Source organism: Mesorhizobium sp. M0317, assembly GCF_040321555.1.
GTDB lineage: Bacteria > Pseudomonadota > Alphaproteobacteria > Rhizobiales > Rhizobiaceae > Mesorhizobium.
The window spans coordinates 42610-58761 of record NZ_JAMYRV010000013.1 but is presented as its reverse complement, the minus strand read 5'-3'; the positions used below and the strand labels follow the sequence as shown (position 1 = coordinate 58761).

Annotated in this window: 12 protein-coding genes; 10 read left to right on the top strand and 2 right to left on the bottom strand. The window is 61.5% G+C overall.

Annotated features, from left to right (window positions below):
- Positions 1-72: 72 nt before the first annotated feature.
- The 7 genes from NKI88_RS12325 (at position 73) to NKI88_RS12295 (ending at position 9708) form a co-directional block, all read left to right on the top strand.
- Positions 73-1251 carry a DUF3095 domain-containing protein gene (locus NKI88_RS12325; protein ID WP_031193183.1) on the top strand — a complete coding sequence of 393 codons (1179 nt, stop codon included), beginning with the start codon at positions 73-75 and terminating at the stop codon, positions 1249-1251.
- Positions 1252-1555: 304 nt separating this feature from the next.
- Entirely contained in the window at positions 1556-2896 is a 1341-nt protein-coding gene (locus NKI88_RS12320; protein WP_352655343.1) for an adenylate/guanylate cyclase domain-containing protein, read from the top strand.
- A gap of 152 nt (positions 2897-3048) precedes the next feature.
- Positions 3049-4944 (top strand): ABC transporter ATP-binding protein, encoded by a 1896-nt coding sequence (locus NKI88_RS12315; RefSeq protein ID WP_023672138.1) that lies wholly within the window; start codon positions 3049-3051, stop codon positions 4942-4944.
- Positions 4941-6839: an ABC transporter substrate-binding protein gene (locus tag NKI88_RS12310; RefSeq protein ID WP_023692891.1), complete on the top strand. Its 1899-nt coding sequence runs from the start codon at positions 4941-4943 to the stop codon at positions 6837-6839. Before NKI88_RS12315 ends, NKI88_RS12310 begins: the two co-directional genes overlap by 4 nt.
- A 2-nt stretch (positions 6840-6841) precedes the next feature.
- On the top strand, positions 6842-7840 hold the full coding sequence (locus NKI88_RS12305; protein WP_023672136.1) for an ABC transporter permease: 999 nt from the start codon (positions 6842-6844) through the stop codon (positions 7838-7840).
- Complete coding sequence (locus NKI88_RS12300) at positions 7837-9018, top strand: ABC transporter permease (RefSeq protein ID WP_031198424.1); 1182 nt, start codon at positions 7837-7839, stop codon at positions 9016-9018. Before NKI88_RS12305 ends, NKI88_RS12300 begins: the two co-directional genes overlap by 4 nt.
- Before the next feature lie 210 nt (positions 9019-9228).
- Positions 9229-9708: a class I SAM-dependent methyltransferase gene (locus NKI88_RS12295; protein WP_023740136.1), complete on the top strand. Its 480-nt coding sequence runs from the start codon at positions 9229-9231 to the stop codon at positions 9706-9708.
- Positions 9709-9723: 15 nt separating this feature from the next.
- Here the strand turns inward: NKI88_RS12295 and NKI88_RS12290 are convergent, their stop codons facing one another.
- On the bottom strand, positions 9724-11139 hold the full coding sequence (locus tag NKI88_RS12290; RefSeq protein WP_023715729.1) for an adenylate/guanylate cyclase domain-containing protein: 1416 nt from the start codon (positions 11137-11139) through the stop codon (positions 9724-9726).
- A 301-nt stretch (positions 11140-11440) separates the two neighbouring features.
- On the opposite strand from NKI88_RS12290, the gene NKI88_RS12285 reads away from it, so the two are divergent.
- The 3 genes from NKI88_RS12285 to NKI88_RS12275 all read left to right on the top strand — a co-directional run bounded on the left by NKI88_RS12285 (position 11441) and on the right by NKI88_RS12275 (position 14290).
- Entirely contained in the window at positions 11441-12262 is an 822-nt protein-coding gene (locus NKI88_RS12285) for a hypothetical protein (protein WP_352655340.1), read from the top strand.
- A 136-nt stretch (positions 12263-12398) separates the two neighbouring features.
- Entirely contained in the window at positions 12399-12917 is a 519-nt protein-coding gene (locus NKI88_RS12280; protein ID WP_023698122.1) for a GNAT family N-acetyltransferase, read from the top strand.
- A complete protein-coding gene (locus tag NKI88_RS12275; protein WP_352520732.1) occupies positions 12917-14290 on the top strand; it encodes a hypothetical protein in 1374 nt (457 codons plus the stop codon). Before NKI88_RS12280 ends, NKI88_RS12275 begins: the two co-directional genes overlap by 1 nt.
- Before the next feature lie 20 nt (positions 14291-14310).
- Here the strand turns inward: NKI88_RS12275 and NKI88_RS12270 are convergent, their stop codons facing one another.
- Positions 14311-16074, bottom strand: coding sequence for an adenylate/guanylate cyclase domain-containing protein (locus NKI88_RS12270; RefSeq protein ID WP_352655338.1), 1764 nt, complete (start codon positions 16072-16074; stop codon positions 14311-14313).
- Positions 16075-16152: the final 78 nt, after the last annotated feature.

The following is a 16152-nucleotide window of genomic DNA, read 5'->3' as shown; positions in this document are numbered from 1 at the left end:
CGCGATCCTATCATCGCAAAGCCTGCCCAAGTCAATTTCGAGGCATGATCGACTTCACCTTCAAGCGCTGGAATGTGCTATCTGATGCTTATGGAAACAGCTGTCGCGTCCGACCCGTTCGTCGCTTCTTTGCCGGTCTTCGCAAAGTTCGAAAGCGTTGCCGATATCGATAACTATCGGCCTCTCCCCGATGGCTGGGCGCTGGCCACCGCCGACATCGTCGGCTCGACCAAGGCGATCGAAGCCGGGCGCTACAAAACCGTCAATATGGCCGGCGCCAGCGTCATTTCGGCGCTGCTCAATGCACTGGGCCGGCAAGATCTTCCCTTCGTCTTCGGCGGCGACGGCGCGCTCGTGGCGTTTCCCGGCTCGGCGCTGGAGATCGCCCGTAACGCGCTGGCTTCTGTCCAGAGATGGGTGGCGGACGAACTGGACCTGACCTTGCGTGCCGCAATCGTGCCGATAAAGGACATAAGAGCGCAAGGCCTCGACGTTCGCGTGGCGAGGTTCCAGGCCTCCGAAGCAGCCTTCTATGCCATGTTCGCCGGCGGCGGCGGCAGTTGGGCGGAAGCCGAAATGAAAGCCGGGCGCTACCGCGTCGACCCCGCCCCGGCCGGCGCGCGGCCGGATCTGACCGGCCTCTCCTGCCGCTGGAACCCGATCGAAGCCCGGCATGGCGAAATTGTCTCGATCATAGCCGTGCCGGGGGCATCGCGCGACTTGCGTGGTTTCCAGTTTCTGGCTTCCGACATCATCGCCCTTGCCGGCAGGCAGGAGCGCGATGGCCACCCGGTGCCGGTGGACGGTCCGGCCTACAGTCTCCTGCCCGCCGGCCTCGATGTCGAGGCACGGGCCACGGCGCCGCCAGGGCGGCGGTGGCTGGCCAAGCTGTGGGTGATCTTCCTGATGACGCTTACGGCCGTCACCGACAAATTGGGCTGGTCGATCGGCGGTTTCGACCCGAAGGTCTACAAACGCGAGGTGGCCAGCAATTCGGATTTCCGCAAGTTCGACGACGGCTTGAAGATGACCATCGACGTCGACGCGGATGTGTTGCAGCGGATCGAGAACCGGCTGAAACAGGCGGAAGAGGCCGGCATCTGCAACTATGGCCTGCACCGCCAGAAGTCGGCCTTGATGACATGCCTCGTCATCTCGCCGCTGCAACGCGATCATGTTCACTTCATCGATGGCGCCGCCGGCGGCTATGCAATGGCTGCCGCAAGCCTGAAGGCGAAGGCGCCGGTCTGATGACGGCTTGGGGAAATCGATTTTCCGCAATGCGCCTCGGCCATGGTTCTTGAGACCCGGCGAGCCCAACGGTGCCTGAGCCGACCAATTATTTGCGCGATGTCAGGATCGGGATTGCACTTCGCCGGCAGCCTCGCCACATAGTGTTGCAGGTGATTTGTGCGGTCGACGTCTGCTTGCTTCCTGCAAGGACAGTCATTCGGGATATTCTTCGCCGGCTTCTGCCCCCGAAGCCGGCTTCATTGACTTCGAGAATTTTGCGGATCAAAGGAGATGGCTCGTCTTCGACGGGTTTCGAGATAGCATGAGCACAGCGCAAGCAGAAATTTCCAACATTCTCATGGATAAGGTTGCCGATTGGCTGACCCAATCGGCGCTGGCGGGCGACGACCTGGAAACATTGGTCAAGGGTTTTTGTGAACGGCTGGCTGCTGCCGGCCTGCCGCTGAAGCGGGTGCATTTGAGCTTTTCGATGCTGCATCCGCTTTATGACGCGCTCGGTTTCACCTGGATTCGCGGCCAAGGCCTGGAAGTGGAAGGCTTCCGGAGTGAGAACGGCGTCCATTCCGACAGATTCCTGACCAGCCCATACTACCATCTGCTCAGCAACAAGCTCGACCATCTGCGGCGCCGGCTCGACCCGTCGGTGCGGTCGGAGTTTCCTGTTTTCGATGAGCTCAGGCTTATGGGCGTCACCGATTACATGGCTTTCGTCCATCCCTTCAACGGCGATACAAGTCAGGGCATGTTGGGGTCCTGGTCCACCGACAGTGCTTCAGGCTTCAGCGACAACATGATTTCGGCGCTGCTGCGGATCCAGAACCATCTCGCTATAGCAAGCAAGATGGCGGTGCTCACCAAGCTCGCCGACAACATGATGACCACGTATCTCGGCGGTGACGCCGGCAGGCGCGTGCTGGACGGCCAGATCAAGCGCGGCGAGGGCGACACAATCCGGGCCGCGCTGGTGATGGGCGATATGCGCGGCTCGACAAGGCTCGCCGAAACCTCCGGCCGCGAAGTCTATATCGATACGCTGAACCAGTTTTTCGATGCCATCGCAGCACCTTTCAATCGCAAAGGCGGGCAGATCATGAGTTTCCTGGGGGATGGATTCATTGCCGTCTACCCCTGCGAAAGGCACCGGGCGCAGTCAGAGATCGCCTGCCAGGCTGCTCTTGCGGCTGCGCACAAGGCCAGCATGCGCATGATGGAGCTCAATCTGCGCAGAAAAGAGCAAGGACTGGGCGACATAAAATTTGGTATCGGCCTGCATGTCGGCAATGTGATGTTCGGCAATGTCGGGCTTACCGACCGACTCACATTCTCCGTCTTCGGCTCGGCTGTAAACGAGGTCCAGCGTCTCCAGACCCTGACTAAGAAATATCCGCACAGCGTTCTCGCCAGCAAGGACTTCGCCGGCTATTGCGGGGCCAACAGCTGGCTGACGCTCGGCGAGGAGGAACTGGCGGGCAGCAAGCAGAAGCTGACGGTGCTTTCACCCGATCTGTCGGGTGCTCTCGCACTCGATGAAGACGCTGCGCTGCAGCCCTTTCACGATCGGATATCGGACGCCGAGCAGGTCATGCTGCTTCATCGCGATGCCGCGCGGCTGTCGGCGGGCGACCGGAGGAAGCTCCAGTAGTCACCACCATCCGATCTGGACGCCCTGGTATGCTGTCCGGCCGCCGGTCGCCGGGGAATTCGTTTCGAATCCAAGTTGCTCTGCGCTGACAATGCGCTAGTCTTGCTTTTTTGGGGCCGGTCGGGAGGCGCCAGATTGGGGCTGGTGTGGGAATGGATGCAGGCGTTGATCTGCTGCGGATCGAGGATGTTGGCATCTCTTTTGCCATTGTCGGGGGACCGTTGCATGCCGTCAGGCGGGCAAATCTTCGCGTCCTGCCCGGCAAGGTCACCGCACTTGTCGGTGAGTCCGGTTCCGGAAAATCGGTTCTCAGCCAGGCCGTGATGGGCATCTTGCCGAACACGGCCCATGTTCGCGGCCGTATCCTGTTTTCCGATCCCAAAAAGCCCGGCACGACGCAGGATATCCTGCAGATGCCGCGCGACGGACCCGAAATCCGGGCGTTGAGAGGCAGCCGCATCGGCAAGATCTTTCAGGAGCCGATGACATCGCTGTCGCCGCTGCACACGATCGGCAACCAGGTCAGCGAATCCCTGCAGATTCATACGCACATGGATCGGACGGAGCGCAAGGCACGGACCGAGGAAATGCTCGGCCTCGTCGGGTTTCCCAATCCCAAGCGCGCCTACGACATGTATCCGTTCGAACTTTCGGGAGGATTGCGGCAACGCGCCATGATCGCCATGGCGCTTATCTGCCGGCCCGCTCTGTTGATCGCCGATGAGCCGACGACGGCGTTGGACGTAACCATCCAGGCGCAAATCCTGCAATTGCTTCGTGGACTCCAGACCAAGCTCAACATGGCAATGCTGCTGATCACACACGACCTCGGCGTGGTTGCCAATGTCGCCGACGAGGTGGTGGTCATGTACCATGGCGAGATCATGGAAGCGGGCCCTGTGGAGGCAATATTCCGCCGGCCAGGCCACCCTTACCTGAAGGGCCTGATGGCAGCCGTCCCGCATTTCGACCTGAAGCCTGGCGAAAGGCTGAAGGCGCTCCGCGAGGTGCCGGTGAATGTCGGGACCCTGCTGGGCAAGCAGACGGCGCCCGAAGCGAAGGGGCCGGACGACATTCTGCTGTCGGTCAGGGATCTGAAAAAGGTCTACACCATCCGCAACTCCGGATGGTTCAGCGGGAGCCATCAGACCTCTGTTCGCGCCGTGGACGGCGTCAGCTTCGACATCAGGCGAGGTGAGTGCCTGGGCCTGGTTGGCGAAAGCGGCTGCGGCAAAACCACCGTCAGCAAGATCCTGATGCGGGCCGTCACCCCTACCGGCGGCTCCGTGATCTTCAACGGCCGCGACGGACCGATCGACGTCCTGGAAGCCGAGGGAGACGCCCTGCGCTTGCTGCGGGCGAAACTCCAGATGGTTTTCCAGGATCCGGTCTCGTCGCTTTCGCCTCGCATGACCGTGGAAAACATCTTGAGCGAGCCGCTGGAAATCCATCAACGTGGCAATGCCGCGTCCCGGCTAGCCACAGTCAAGAGCCTGATGCAGGCAATCGGGCTCGATCCGCGCTTCATCCAGCGTTATCCCCACAGCTTCTCCGGCGGGCAGCGTCAGCGTATCGGCATTGCGCGCGCCTTGGCGCTGGGGCCTGAACTGCTGATCTGCGACGAGCCGGTTTCGGCGCTCGATGTCTCCGTGCAGGCGCAGATCCTGAACCTTCTGAAGGACCTGCAGAAGGAACTGGGCCTGACCTACCTGTTCATATCCCACAATCTGGCGGTGGTGGACTACATGGCGGACCGCATCGCGGTGATGTGCGGCGGGCGTATCGTCGAGCTTGCACCGCGCGAAATTCTGCTCAGGAAACCGATCCACCCCTACACGCGCTCACTGCTCGCCGCAGTCCCCTTCCCCGATCTCGACCGGCCGATGGATTTCAAGACGCTGAAGCTCGGCGGCGCTTCCGACACCAGCGCATGGGGCCCGCAATTCCGCGACGAGGGCGAAGAGGATATGCTGTCGCCGCTCGATCTCGGCGGCGGCCATCTCGTGCTGGCCCGACGTTCGGCCGATGTCAGCGAGTTACGCCATTGATCAGCCGCCGCACTGTCCTTGGTCTCATGGCTTCGGCATTTCTGCCGGGCACGGCGCGCGCCGGCGATCTGGAGCCGGATTTTCTTCAGCCGCAGCTGAAAGCCAGGGCTCTGCCGCCACTCGCGGAGCGCCTGCCCAAAAGCCCGCGCGCGTTGAACCTCGCCGCGATGGGCCGGCAGCCCGGCCAGTATGGCGGCACGCTGCGTACGATCATCGGCAGCCAGAAAGATATCCGGATGATGACGATCTACGGGTATTCCCGGCTGGTCGGCTATGACGAAAAGCTTAACTTTCAGGCCGACATTCTCGAAAGTTTCGACGTAAAGGACGATCGCGTCTTCACGTTCAAGATTCGGGAAGGCCATAAATGGTCAGACGGCAGCCTGCTGACGCCGGAGGATTTTCGTTATTGCTGGGAAGATGTCTGGCTGAACGATGAGCTTTCGCAAGGGGGGCTCGCCCCTGCCCTGCTGGCGGACGGCAAGCCGCCACGTTTCGAGATCGTCGATCCGTTGACGGTCCGCTACAGTTGGGACGCGCCCAATCCCGACTTCCTGCCCAAGCTTGCCGCTGCTTCGCCGACACCGCTTGTTTTGCCGGCCGCCTATCTCAAGCAGTTCCACAAGAAATACCAGGATCCATTCCGGCTCGCCGGCCTGATGAAGGAGAACCGGACCGCGAAATGGACGCTCCTGCATATCCGCATGTCGCGGCAGTATCGCCCGGAGAACCCGGATCTGCCGACGCTCGACCCCTGGCAGAACCGGACCAAGCCGCCGGCCGAGCAGTTCATCTTCGAGCGCAACCCGTTCTTTCATCGAACAGACGAGAACGGCCGGCAACTGCCCTATGTCGACCGGATCATCATGAATGTCAGCTCGTCGGCGATCATCTCCGCCAAGACCGGTGCGGGCGAGAGCGACCTGCAATGCATGGGAATCGACTTCAGCGATTACTCCTTCCTGAAGGACGCGGAGAAGCGCTACCCGGTGAAGATGCATCTGTGGAAACGCACACAGGGTTCGCGGCTGGCGCTCATGCCCAATCTGAATTGTGCCGACCCGGTGTGGCGTGGCCTTTTGCGTGACGTGCGCGTGCGCCGCGCCCTTTCGCTCGCTGTGGACCGGCGCGAGATCAACATGGCCGTCTTCTACGGATTGGCGCAGGAAAGCGCCGATACGGTCTTGCCGGAGAGCCCGCTCTACCGGCCGGAATTCGCGAAAGCCTGGGTCGCCCACGATCCCGACCAGGCCAATGCACTGCTTGACGAGGTCGGGCTTCAGGCCCGTGACGATGACGGCCTGCGGCTACTTCCCGATGGACGCCCGGCGCAGATCATCGTGGAAACGGCCGGCGAAAGCACGCTGGAAACCGATGCGCTCGAACTCATCACCGATCACTGGCGCAAGATCGGCATCGCTTTGTTCATCCGGACTTCGCAGCGCGACATCTTCCGCAGCCGCGCGCTGGGCGGCCAGATCCTGATGTCGATGTCGTCGGGCATCGACAATGGCGTGCCGACCGCCGACATGAATCCATACCAGTTGGCTCCCACCATCGACGACCAGCTGCAATGGCCGCTCTGGGGCGCTTACTATCTGTCGCATGGCAAGATGGGTGAGGCGCCCGATGTTCCTGAAGTGGTCGAGTTGATGGCTTTGCTCAAGCGCTGGAACGGATCGACCCAATCCAGCGAGCGCGCCGAAATCTGGAACTCGATGCTGTCGATCTACACCGATCAGGTGTTCTCTATCGGTACGGTGAACGAAACACTTCAGCCGATTCTGGTATCCTCGCGGCTGCGCAACCTGCCTGACAAAGCACTCTACGGCTACGACCCGACCTCCTATTTCGGTGTCTACATGCCGGACACATTCTGGCTTGGAGGCTCCTGAGCGTGCTTCGATATCTTGTCTGGCGCATCGCTGTGATGGTTCCAACGCTGCTGGTCATATCGGCGCTGGTGTTCACCATCATCGAACTTCCACCGGGCGACTATTTCGACAGCTATGTCGCCGAGCTTCGGGCCCAGGGCGAAGCGGTGGATTCCGACCGCATCCAGATGATGCGCAAGGAATATGGTTTCGACCAGCCGCCGGTCATTCGCTACTTCTACTGGGTGGGCGGGATGCTGCACGGCGATTTCGGCTATTCCTTCGAATATGAGCTGCCGGTTCGCGACGTCGTCGGCGACCGAATGTGGCTGACCGTGCTGGTTTCCTTCGTCACGATCATCTTCACCTGGCTCATCGCCTTTCCGATCGGCATGTACTCCGCCACGCATCAATACAGCTGGGGCGACTACGGCCTGACTTTCTTCGGCCTTCTCGGCCTTGCCATTCCGAATTTCATGCTGGCGCTGATCCTGATGTATTTCGCCAACATCTGGTTCGGCACGTCCATCGGCCACCTCATGGACCAGCAATATCTCGGTGAGCCGATGAGCTGGGCCAAGGCGAAGTCGATCCTCGCCCATCTCTGGATCCCGGTCCTGATCATCGGCACCGGCGGCACGGCGAGCATGATCCGGCGGCTGCGCGCCAATCTGCTCGACGAACTGCACAAGCAATATGTCGTTACGGCGCGCGCCAAGGGCCTGCATCCGTTCAAGGCGCTGGTCAAATATCCGCTGCGCATGGCGCTCAATTTCTTCATTTCCGACATCGGCTCGATCCTGCCGGCCATCATCTCCGGCGCTGAGATCACGGCTATCGTTTTGTCTTTGGAAACGACCGGGCCGATGCTGATCAAGGCGCTGCAAAGCCAGGATATGTATCTGGCAGGGTCATTCCTGATGTTCCTTGCCTTCCTGACGGTTATCGGCGTGCTGATTTCCGACCTGGCGCTGGCGCTGCTTGATCCACGAATTCGTTTGCAGGGTGGCAGCACCAAATGAAGCAGGACTCGCCGCTGCCCGCTCCGGGTGCTCCACTGCAACACTACATTTCCGGCGCGCCCTTCGACCTGCAGTCGGTCGAGGCGATGACGCCGGAGCAATCGAAGGTCTTTCAGGCATCGCAGTTGCGGCTGATGTGGTGGAAATTCCGCAAACACCGGCTTGCGCTTATATCCGGCATATTCCTGGCAGTGCTGTATTCCGGGATACTGATCTGCGAGTTCCTGGCGCCCTACAATCTGCACTCGCGCAACATGGACTACATCTATGCGCCGCCGCAGCACGTGCACCTGTTCCACAATGGCGAGTTCGTCGGGCCGTTCGTCTATGGCCGCCAGATGACGCTGGATATGGACACGCTCAAGCGGAACTACATCGAGAACCACGACGATGTTCAGCGGCTCCGTTTCTTCTGCAAGGGCGACACTTATCGGTTCTGGGGCCTGATCGAAGGTGACAGGCATTTTGTCTGTCCTGCCGAAAACGGGCAGCTGTTTCTGGCCGGCACCGACAGGCTGGGGCGCGACGTGCTCTCGCGCATGATCTATGGCGCACGCATTTCACTGACTATCGGCCTCGTCGGCATCAGTTTCAGCTTCCTGCTCGGCATCGTCATCGGCGGACTGGCCGGCTATCACGGCGGTATCTTCGACCTGATCGTTCAACGAATAATCGAAGTCCTGCAATCGATTCCCAGCATTCCGCTATGGCTGGCCCTGGCGGCGATCATGCCGATAACCTGGAGTCCGATCCTGATCTATTTCGGCATCACCGTCATCCTCGGGCTGCTCGACTGGACCGGCCTGGCGCGCGCCGTGCGTTCAAAGCTTCTGGCCTTGCGCGAGGAGGATTACGTTCTGGCGGCGCAATTGATGGGCGCCGGAAGCAGCCGCATCATCAGGCGGCATCTCATTCCCGGCTTCATGTCGCATCTGATCGCGACGGCGACGCTCTCCATCCCTGGCATGATCCTGGGCGAAACGGCGCTGAGCTTCCTCGGGCTCGGCCTGAGAGCGCCGATCACCAGCTGGGGCATCCTGCTCACCGAGGCGCGCAGCGTCAGCGTGATCGCGTTCTATCCATGGCTGCTTTTGCCGATGCTGCCCGTCATCCTCGTCATCATGGCGTTCAACTTCCTCGGCGACGGCTTGCGAGACGCCGCGGACCCCTACAAGTGAGATCGCCATTCCGCCACGCATAGTGCCGCCGACGCCACCCGGAATGTCGCTTGCCGGCCTCCTGTACGGTTGTTGCACTGTTTATTGTCCGCCCCTATATGTGCCGACTCGCAATCGAGCTTAGCGCGTCAGCTTCGGGATTCACCCGTGAACAGTTCTTGTCGCGGGCGTTACCGATCTCTTGATCTGGTTCAGGACACACAATCGCATATGAGTCGCCTCGATAATTTCATCAGCAGGATGACCGCGCAGCGCGACATTCTCAATCGAATCTGCCCCGAGGTGGCTAAGATGGAGGGGCTTGTGCTTGAGCTCGGCCTCGGCAATGGCCGGACATTCCACCATCTGCGCGAGCTTCTGCCCGGGCGCCGGATCGTGGTGTTCGACCGCGAAGTTGGCGCGCACACTAGCTCAATTCCCGAAGCTGAAAACCTCGTGCTCGGCGAAATACGCGAGACGGGCCGCAAGTTCATTGGCATCGAAGCCGCCCTTGTTCATGCCGACATTGGCACCGGCTATGACCATCGCGATGCAGTGACCGCTACCTGGCTTCCCGATCTGATTGCGAGCCTGCTTCGCGTCGGCGGCTTCGCGGTCAGTGGCACGCCGCTCGATCACCCGCTACTGCAACAGCTCCCGGCGCCCACTTCGGAGCCCGCCGACCGTTATTTCCTCTGCAAGCGCGTGTAAGCGGCAGAGAACTCTTCAGGGGATCGTATAAACCGCAATCTCCCGCTCGATGCCGCGCAGCGAGACCTCGTGCGGCACGGGCGTCAGCGCGTTCCTGTGCAACAAATCGGCAGTGAGATTGTCGTCGACCACCGCACGCGTGGCGAAGATCGCCTGTGCGTTGGCGAGGTTCTGGACCCGCGAAGCAATGTTGACCGTCTGGCCGAAATAATCCTGCCGCTCGTTCATGGACACGGCTATGCAGGGGCCGGCATGAACGCCGATCTTTAGCAGAAGGTCCTCGCGCCCGCTTTTGTCATTGAGCGCCCGCATGGCGTCGCGCATCCGCAGCGCCGCGGCAATCGCACGGTCAGGCGTCGCGAAGGTCGCCATCACCGCATCGCCGATCGTCTTCACAACCGCGCCTGCCTCCGCCGCGACGATCTCGTGCAGAACCTGGAAATGCTCGCGCACGAGATCGAAGGCTGAAAGATCGCCCACCCGCTCGTAAAGCTCGGTCGATCCGCGCAGATCGGTGAACAGGAAGGTCAGGCTGGTGATCTTCAGGCGCTGGTTGATGTCGAGCGTATCCGTGCGATAGAGATCCCGGAACGTCTGGTTGGTGAGCAGGCGCTTGGCGGTCACGAAGGGCCGGCGCTTGCCCAGGAAATCATGCAATACCGGGCAGGCGATGAAGACCGTCGGCAGCACGCGCGTGTCGGTCCTGTTTTCCAGCGAAATGCGCAATGGGCCGGGTTGCATCTCCAGCGTCTGGCTCTGGACATGGTCGCGGTCGAAGGCCAGAGAGAGGTTTCGCCGCTCTTTTGCCGGTTCGCCCTTCGCGTCGATGAACTGGGCCGAATGCGTGACCGGCTCGAAGACGATGATAAATTGGGGCGGAAGCTGGATGTGCAGAACCGCCTTTTCACCGGGCGCAAGCTCGATATCTTCCAGCGAGAACGCTTCCATCTTTTCCGCCAGATCCTCGTCCGGCAGATCGGCCCCGGACGCCCAGTAGATCTGGCGGTAATATTCCACCAACGGCAGTTCGTGTGGATTGTGGGCGGCAATCCTGCGCACGCGGGGACTGACGGTGAATGTCACCTCGACCATCTCGTCGAGGGTCGGCGAATAGCCCTGGGAGCACAGCGCGCAGGTGTATTCGTCCTTCTGCATGGTTTTCAGCGTGGCGTTGGTGTCGAGCACGCCGCCACAGCCGGGGCACAGAACATTCCAGGAAATGTCGAAGATGCCCACCCGCGCCGCATGGAGAAAGGCGCTTATGGTGCGTTCCTCGTCGAGGCCACGCTTGCTGGCGAAGGCCAGCGCATTGATGCGGCAAAGTTCGCGGTCCTTGCCCTCGGCGATGGTTTGCCGGATTGCGTCGATTGCCTGCGGATCGACATCGGTCGATTGCCGCAGAAGCGAGAACAGATCCTGAGCTTCGGTCATCGTGCAGGCTCCGGAAATTGCGCCGCTAGAGCATGATGCCGAAAAGTGCGAAGCGGTTTTCGGACGACATCATGCTCTATTTCCTGATTTAGAGGCGGATTCAGATTTCAGGTCGGACAGACCTGAAATCATCCGGCTCTAGGCGTGTTGGCCGGACCGATCTTCGACCCGAACGCTCCATCATACTGCGAAATGGACCGTACGGCCATTCGAATGGACAAGCCTGGTGACAGGTCAATTTCCATTTGTTGAATTCCAAACTATGATAGCCCATGGGGCATTCATCTCTGGGGTTTTCTCCATGCCGACACGCGACAACCCGCCATTTCCGGCGGCCCTGCGCCTTTTCTCGGCGGGGGTCATCATCGTCCTGATCGTCGGGGCCGGCCTGTTTTTCGCGCCCGGGCTGGTCAAGCCGCGCTGGCCCTGGGCCGTCACGCCGTTCAATGCCCGCTTCCTCGGCGGCTTCTACACCGCCGAAATGGCAGTGATGGCGGCGCTGCTGGTCTGGAATCGCTGGTCGCCCGGCAGGCTCGTGCTGGTCATGGCCTTCATCTTCACCGTCGTCGTGTCGGCGGCTTCGTTCATCAATCTCGGCTATTTCAACTTCGAGCGCAAAGCCCCCTGGCTCTGGTTTCTGGTCTATCTTGCGTCAGCCGCGGTATCCGGGCTGTTCCTGTGGCGGGCAAGGGCCCGCCCTTCTGCAAAGGGCGTGATCTTAAACCCCGCATGGCGCGCCTACCTACCGGTGGAAATGACGATCCTCGGGGTGTACGGCGTCGGCCTGTTGCTGTTTCCCCTGACATTCGGTGGCTTCTGGCCATGGCCGATCGATGCTTTTCACGCCCAGGTCTACAGCGCTATCTTCCTCGCGGGTGCAGGCGGCACCTATCTCGTCTGGAGAAGTGCGCCGCGTGAGGAACTGCTGGTGCTCGGCCTGGCGCAGTTTCTGGTTGGCCTGCTTGCCGTCCTTGGCCTCGTCATCACCGATGCTGCCGTGCACCGGATCGACTGGACGGCGGCCGGGACATTGTGCTGGCTTGCCCTTTTCGGCTGGATCGGCATCAGCGGTATCCTCAAACTCTGCGCCGCCCCCCGGCATTTTGCCGCGCAATCGGCATAGGTCGCAGAGACGGCTGGATTTTCAGGTGACGTCCGGTGCATCGTGCCGGGCATATTGCCTCTGTCCTTTGTTCTGACGCAATTCCGGACGGAAAACCGCTCACACTTTTCCTGGAATTGCTGTAGCCGGAAAAGCCATGACCAGCACGCCACCCCTAGAGAAAATCCAGCCGCAGCTCCGGGCCGTCCGGCCAAGCGATGCCGAGGCGCTGTGCGCTATCTTCAATATGCCGGGGTTCCGCTGGGGCACGCTCAGGATGCCGTTCGAGATGGTGGAGCAGGTGGAGCGGCGCATCGCCAAGTCCGGCCCGGAAACCACCTGGATCGTTGCGGAGCTGGACGGCAAGGTTGTCGGCCATGGCAGCCTGGTCGCGCAGGGTTCGCCGCGCCGCTCGCATATCGGCGAGATCAATATCGGCCTTGACGATGGCTTTGTCGGCAGAGGCATCGGCTCTGCCATCCTTGGCGCGCTGCTTGACGTGGCCGACAATTGGCGCGCCCTGAAGCGGGTCGAATTGAGCGTCTATGCCGACAACGAACCGGCCATCCGTCTCTACACAAGCCACGGCTTCGAGGTCGAGGGACGGCATGTGAAGGCCGGTTTTACCGACGGGCAGTACCACGACCTCCTGAGCATGGCCCGGCTGCGGTTCTGATGACCACCGTCCCTGCCCTTGCCCCTCCGGTGGACATTTTGGCCGTGCTGTCGCTGCTCTGCCCGGAGGTCGTGCGTGACATCGAGCAGAACTGGAATGCACCGGTTTCCGATTATGCCCGCCATCTGTGGCGGCCGGTGGCAAGGCCTGGATCGGCCCCGTCGATCGCTGCCCGCTCGATCCTGCGCGACGTCCTGCAGCAGCGCCTCGGTGCGATCATGCAGCCTGAAGCGATCGGCAAGGCCCTCGACGAATTCGACCACAGACCGGTTATCCAGTCCGGCCTGCACTGCCTGCTTCTGATGGATCGCATCACCTTCGATGCCCTGCTGCTTGCCTGGCTCGGCGCGGTCGAAAACGGGCTGTCGGCTTTTTTCGGCTTCATGGGAACGACGATGACCATGGAGACAACCGGCCGGGAGGGGCCGGGATGGCTCGATGTCGGCGACGACAAGGTCAATTTGTTTGGCATGGGCCGCCACAAACTGTGCCGCAAAAGCGCCTGCGCGGCCGGTCCCGTCGCCCTCAACGGGCGCGCGCTCGAAACGGTGGGCAATGAGACGGATGCCAGAAGCTGGCTCGGCACGCTGCTTGCCAGCCAGGACAAGGTATTTGCAACAGCCGCCGATGCGCTGACAGAACTCAACGAGCATCTGGTCGCCGATTGGGATCGTTCCGGCATGGCCCGGCCGGTTTTCATCGATGATAGGCTGGCCGCGACTGTCGTGGCGCGGCATCTGGAAGATGAAGGCAGTCTTCTTTCCAGGCTGCTCCTCGAGCCCGCAAGGCGCCGGCGTCTCGACCATGCCTTGCAAGAAGCCGCATCGGGCCCATTTGGCAGGTTCCTGCCCAATGCCACGGCCTATTTCTGGGGCATCCGCGAGCAGCGCGTGCGCAAGCTCGTCCTCGAGAACGGGCGGCTGATCGAGCCTGACAGGCCGCATGGTCTTTCCATCCCGTTCGAGCGGCCGCATCTCCAGCAGGCACTGCTGGACGGCATGCTTTTGCCGGACTTGTTCCTGATGTTCCTTGCCCTTGCCATATTGCCGCGCGTGCGGGTTGTGGGCGGCCTGAGACAGATTGGCTATGTCGCGCTTTTTCACTCGATCCTGCTGGCTGCGCTTGATGAAAACGCGCCAGAAGAGCGCGATCTGGCCGCCGAGCTGCAGGTTCGGGAAAATGCCTGGGGCATGCGGGTCATCGATGAACAAATCTCGGTCCGCGAGCAGCTTGCCGGACTGCCGGAAGGGGCGCTGTTCCCGGACCTGCTGCGGCAATACCGGTTGCGGACATTTGCCGAGACGACCGATGACCTGAAACCGGTTCGCGAAAACGCCCGATGGCGCAAGATCGGCCGGGCCTCAGGCCTCTGATCCGGCCGGGCTTTAGCCCGTCATTGCACCACGCCGGCCTTGCGGAGCCCCTCGACCATGAGTTCGAAATCGGCAGGGTTCTTGTAAGGCAAGACCTTGCGACGGTGTTCCAGCGAATAGGCGGGATTAACGCGAAGCAGGTCCTGCCATGCCGTATGGGCCCCCTCCAAACGGCCCAGATGGCCGTAGCATGCGGCCAGAAGCGCACGCGAGACGTCGGTGACAGCGTTGCGAGCCAGCCGTTGCAGCAAGAGGTCGACGGCCTCTTCGTACCTTCCCAGTTGAAACGATGCCAAAGCCTGGAAGTGCAGAAGCACATCCGGAAAGTATGGATTCAAGGTCTTTCCCCGGGCGAAACTCTCTAGCGCCTCCGCGGGTCTACCCGAATAATACAGCGCCTCGCCGCGGGCGACGTGCGCTTCGGCGAAGTTCGGATTGAGGGCTATCGCGCGCTCGACCTCGCCGATGGCTTCATCGTGCCGCCGTGTGTAAAGCTTGGCCGATGCCAGTGCCCAGTGCGCCCAGGGATCGCTGTCATCCAGCGTTACCGCTCGCGTTGCTGCCTCTTCCGCTTGCGCCATCGAGTCCGACGCACCCCACCTGTTGAGGTAATCGAGCCCGTGCGTGAGGGCTAGGAAAGCGTGGGCAGAGGCAAATTTCGCGTCCAGTTCGATGGCCCGCTGCAAGAGCTCGCGGGCCGCGACGTTCGTGTCCTTCGTCAGCCGGTGCCACAGCTCCCGGCCCCGCAGGAAACAGTCATACGCCTCCGGGTTGCGCTGGTGTTCGGGCGCCAGCCGCAGACGGTCATCCTCGGTCAGATTGAGCGCCAGCGCACCGACGATGTGCTGCGTCACGTCATCCTGCACGGCGAATATGTCGGTCAGATCGCGATCGAACCGCTCCGCCCAAAGATGGCCGCCTGAGATTGCATCGATGAGCTGCGCGGTGATGCGTACCTTGTTCCCCGACTTGCGTACGCTGCCTTCAAGGACATACCGCACGCCGAGCTTCGTGCCGACATCCTGCACATGGACGTTCTGGCCCTTGAAGATGAAGGACGAATTGCGAGCGATGACGAAGAGCTGTGACAGTTTGGACAGCGCCGTGATGATGTCTTCGGAGATGCCGTCGGCGAAGTAGTCCTGTTCGGCATCACCGCTCATATTGGCGAACGGGAGCACGGCGATCGACAGTTTCGGCGGCGCTGCCGCAGCCGGAGGGCTCGTCGCGGTTTGCGAGGTCGCGGCCGCCTTGGCCCCGGCGCCGACTTGCAGCGAATAGACCCGGATCGGCTCGGCGATGTTCTTGAGCTGTGTGCTGCCGAGATCGCTGACCGAGAGGTCAAGCCTGGCCTTGACCTGGCGATAGGCATCCTCGGACAGGCAGATGGCGCCGGGCGCCGCAACGCCCTCCAGACGCGAGGCGATGTTGACGCCGTCACCCATCAGGTCGCCATCGCTCTCTTCGACCACGTCGCCCAGATGGATGCCGATCCTGAACTCGATGCGGCGCTCCTGCGGTACGCCGGCATTGCGCTCAACCATACCGTTTTGAATCTCAACGGCGCAGCGCACGGAATCGACCACACTGCGAAACTCAACCAGCGCCCCATCTCCGGTACGCTTGATAACCCGCCCGTGGTGCACTGCAATGATCGGATCGATCAGGTCGCTGCGCAGTGCCCGCAACCTCGCCAAAGTACGATCTTCGTCCGCGCTCGCGAGCCGGCTGTACCCGACCACATCTGCAGCCAGGATTGCGGCCAGCTTACGGTTCTCGCTCATGGGTCGCCTCCTCGTCTCCATCATAGCAGGAAGGCGGCGGGACGAGGGAATTTTCGCAAATCACGGCCACGCGGCCGC

Coding starts and splice junctions, on each gene's coding strand:
- NKI88_RS12325 (WP_031193183.1), top strand. CDS start 73: ATGTGCTATCTGATGCTTATGGAAACAGCTGTCGCGTCCGACCCGTTC.
- NKI88_RS12320 (WP_352655343.1), top strand. CDS start 1,556: ATGAGCACAGCGCAAGCAGAAATTTCCAACATTCTCATGGATAAGGTT.
- NKI88_RS12315 (WP_023672138.1), top strand. CDS start 3,049: ATGGATGCAGGCGTTGATCTGCTGCGGATCGAGGATGTTGGCATCTCT.
- NKI88_RS12300 (WP_031198424.1), top strand. CDS start 7,837: ATGAAGCAGGACTCGCCGCTGCCCGCTCCGGGTGCTCCACTGCAACAC.
- NKI88_RS12295 (WP_023740136.1), top strand. CDS start 9,229: ATGAGTCGCCTCGATAATTTCATCAGCAGGATGACCGCGCAGCGCGAC.
- NKI88_RS12290 (WP_023715729.1), bottom strand. CDS start 11,139: ATGACCGAAGCTCAGGATCTGTTCTCGCTTCTGCGGCAATCGACCGAT.
- NKI88_RS12285 (WP_352655340.1), top strand. CDS start 11,441: ATGCCGACACGCGACAACCCGCCATTTCCGGCGGCCCTGCGCCTTTTC.
- NKI88_RS12280 (WP_023698122.1), top strand. CDS start 12,399: ATGACCAGCACGCCACCCCTAGAGAAAATCCAGCCGCAGCTCCGGGCC.
- NKI88_RS12275 (WP_352520732.1), top strand. CDS start 12,917: ATGACCACCGTCCCTGCCCTTGCCCCTCCGGTGGACATTTTGGCCGTG.
- NKI88_RS12270 (WP_352655338.1), bottom strand. CDS start 16,074: ATGAGCGAGAACCGTAAGCTGGCCGCAATCCTGGCTGCAGATGTGGTC.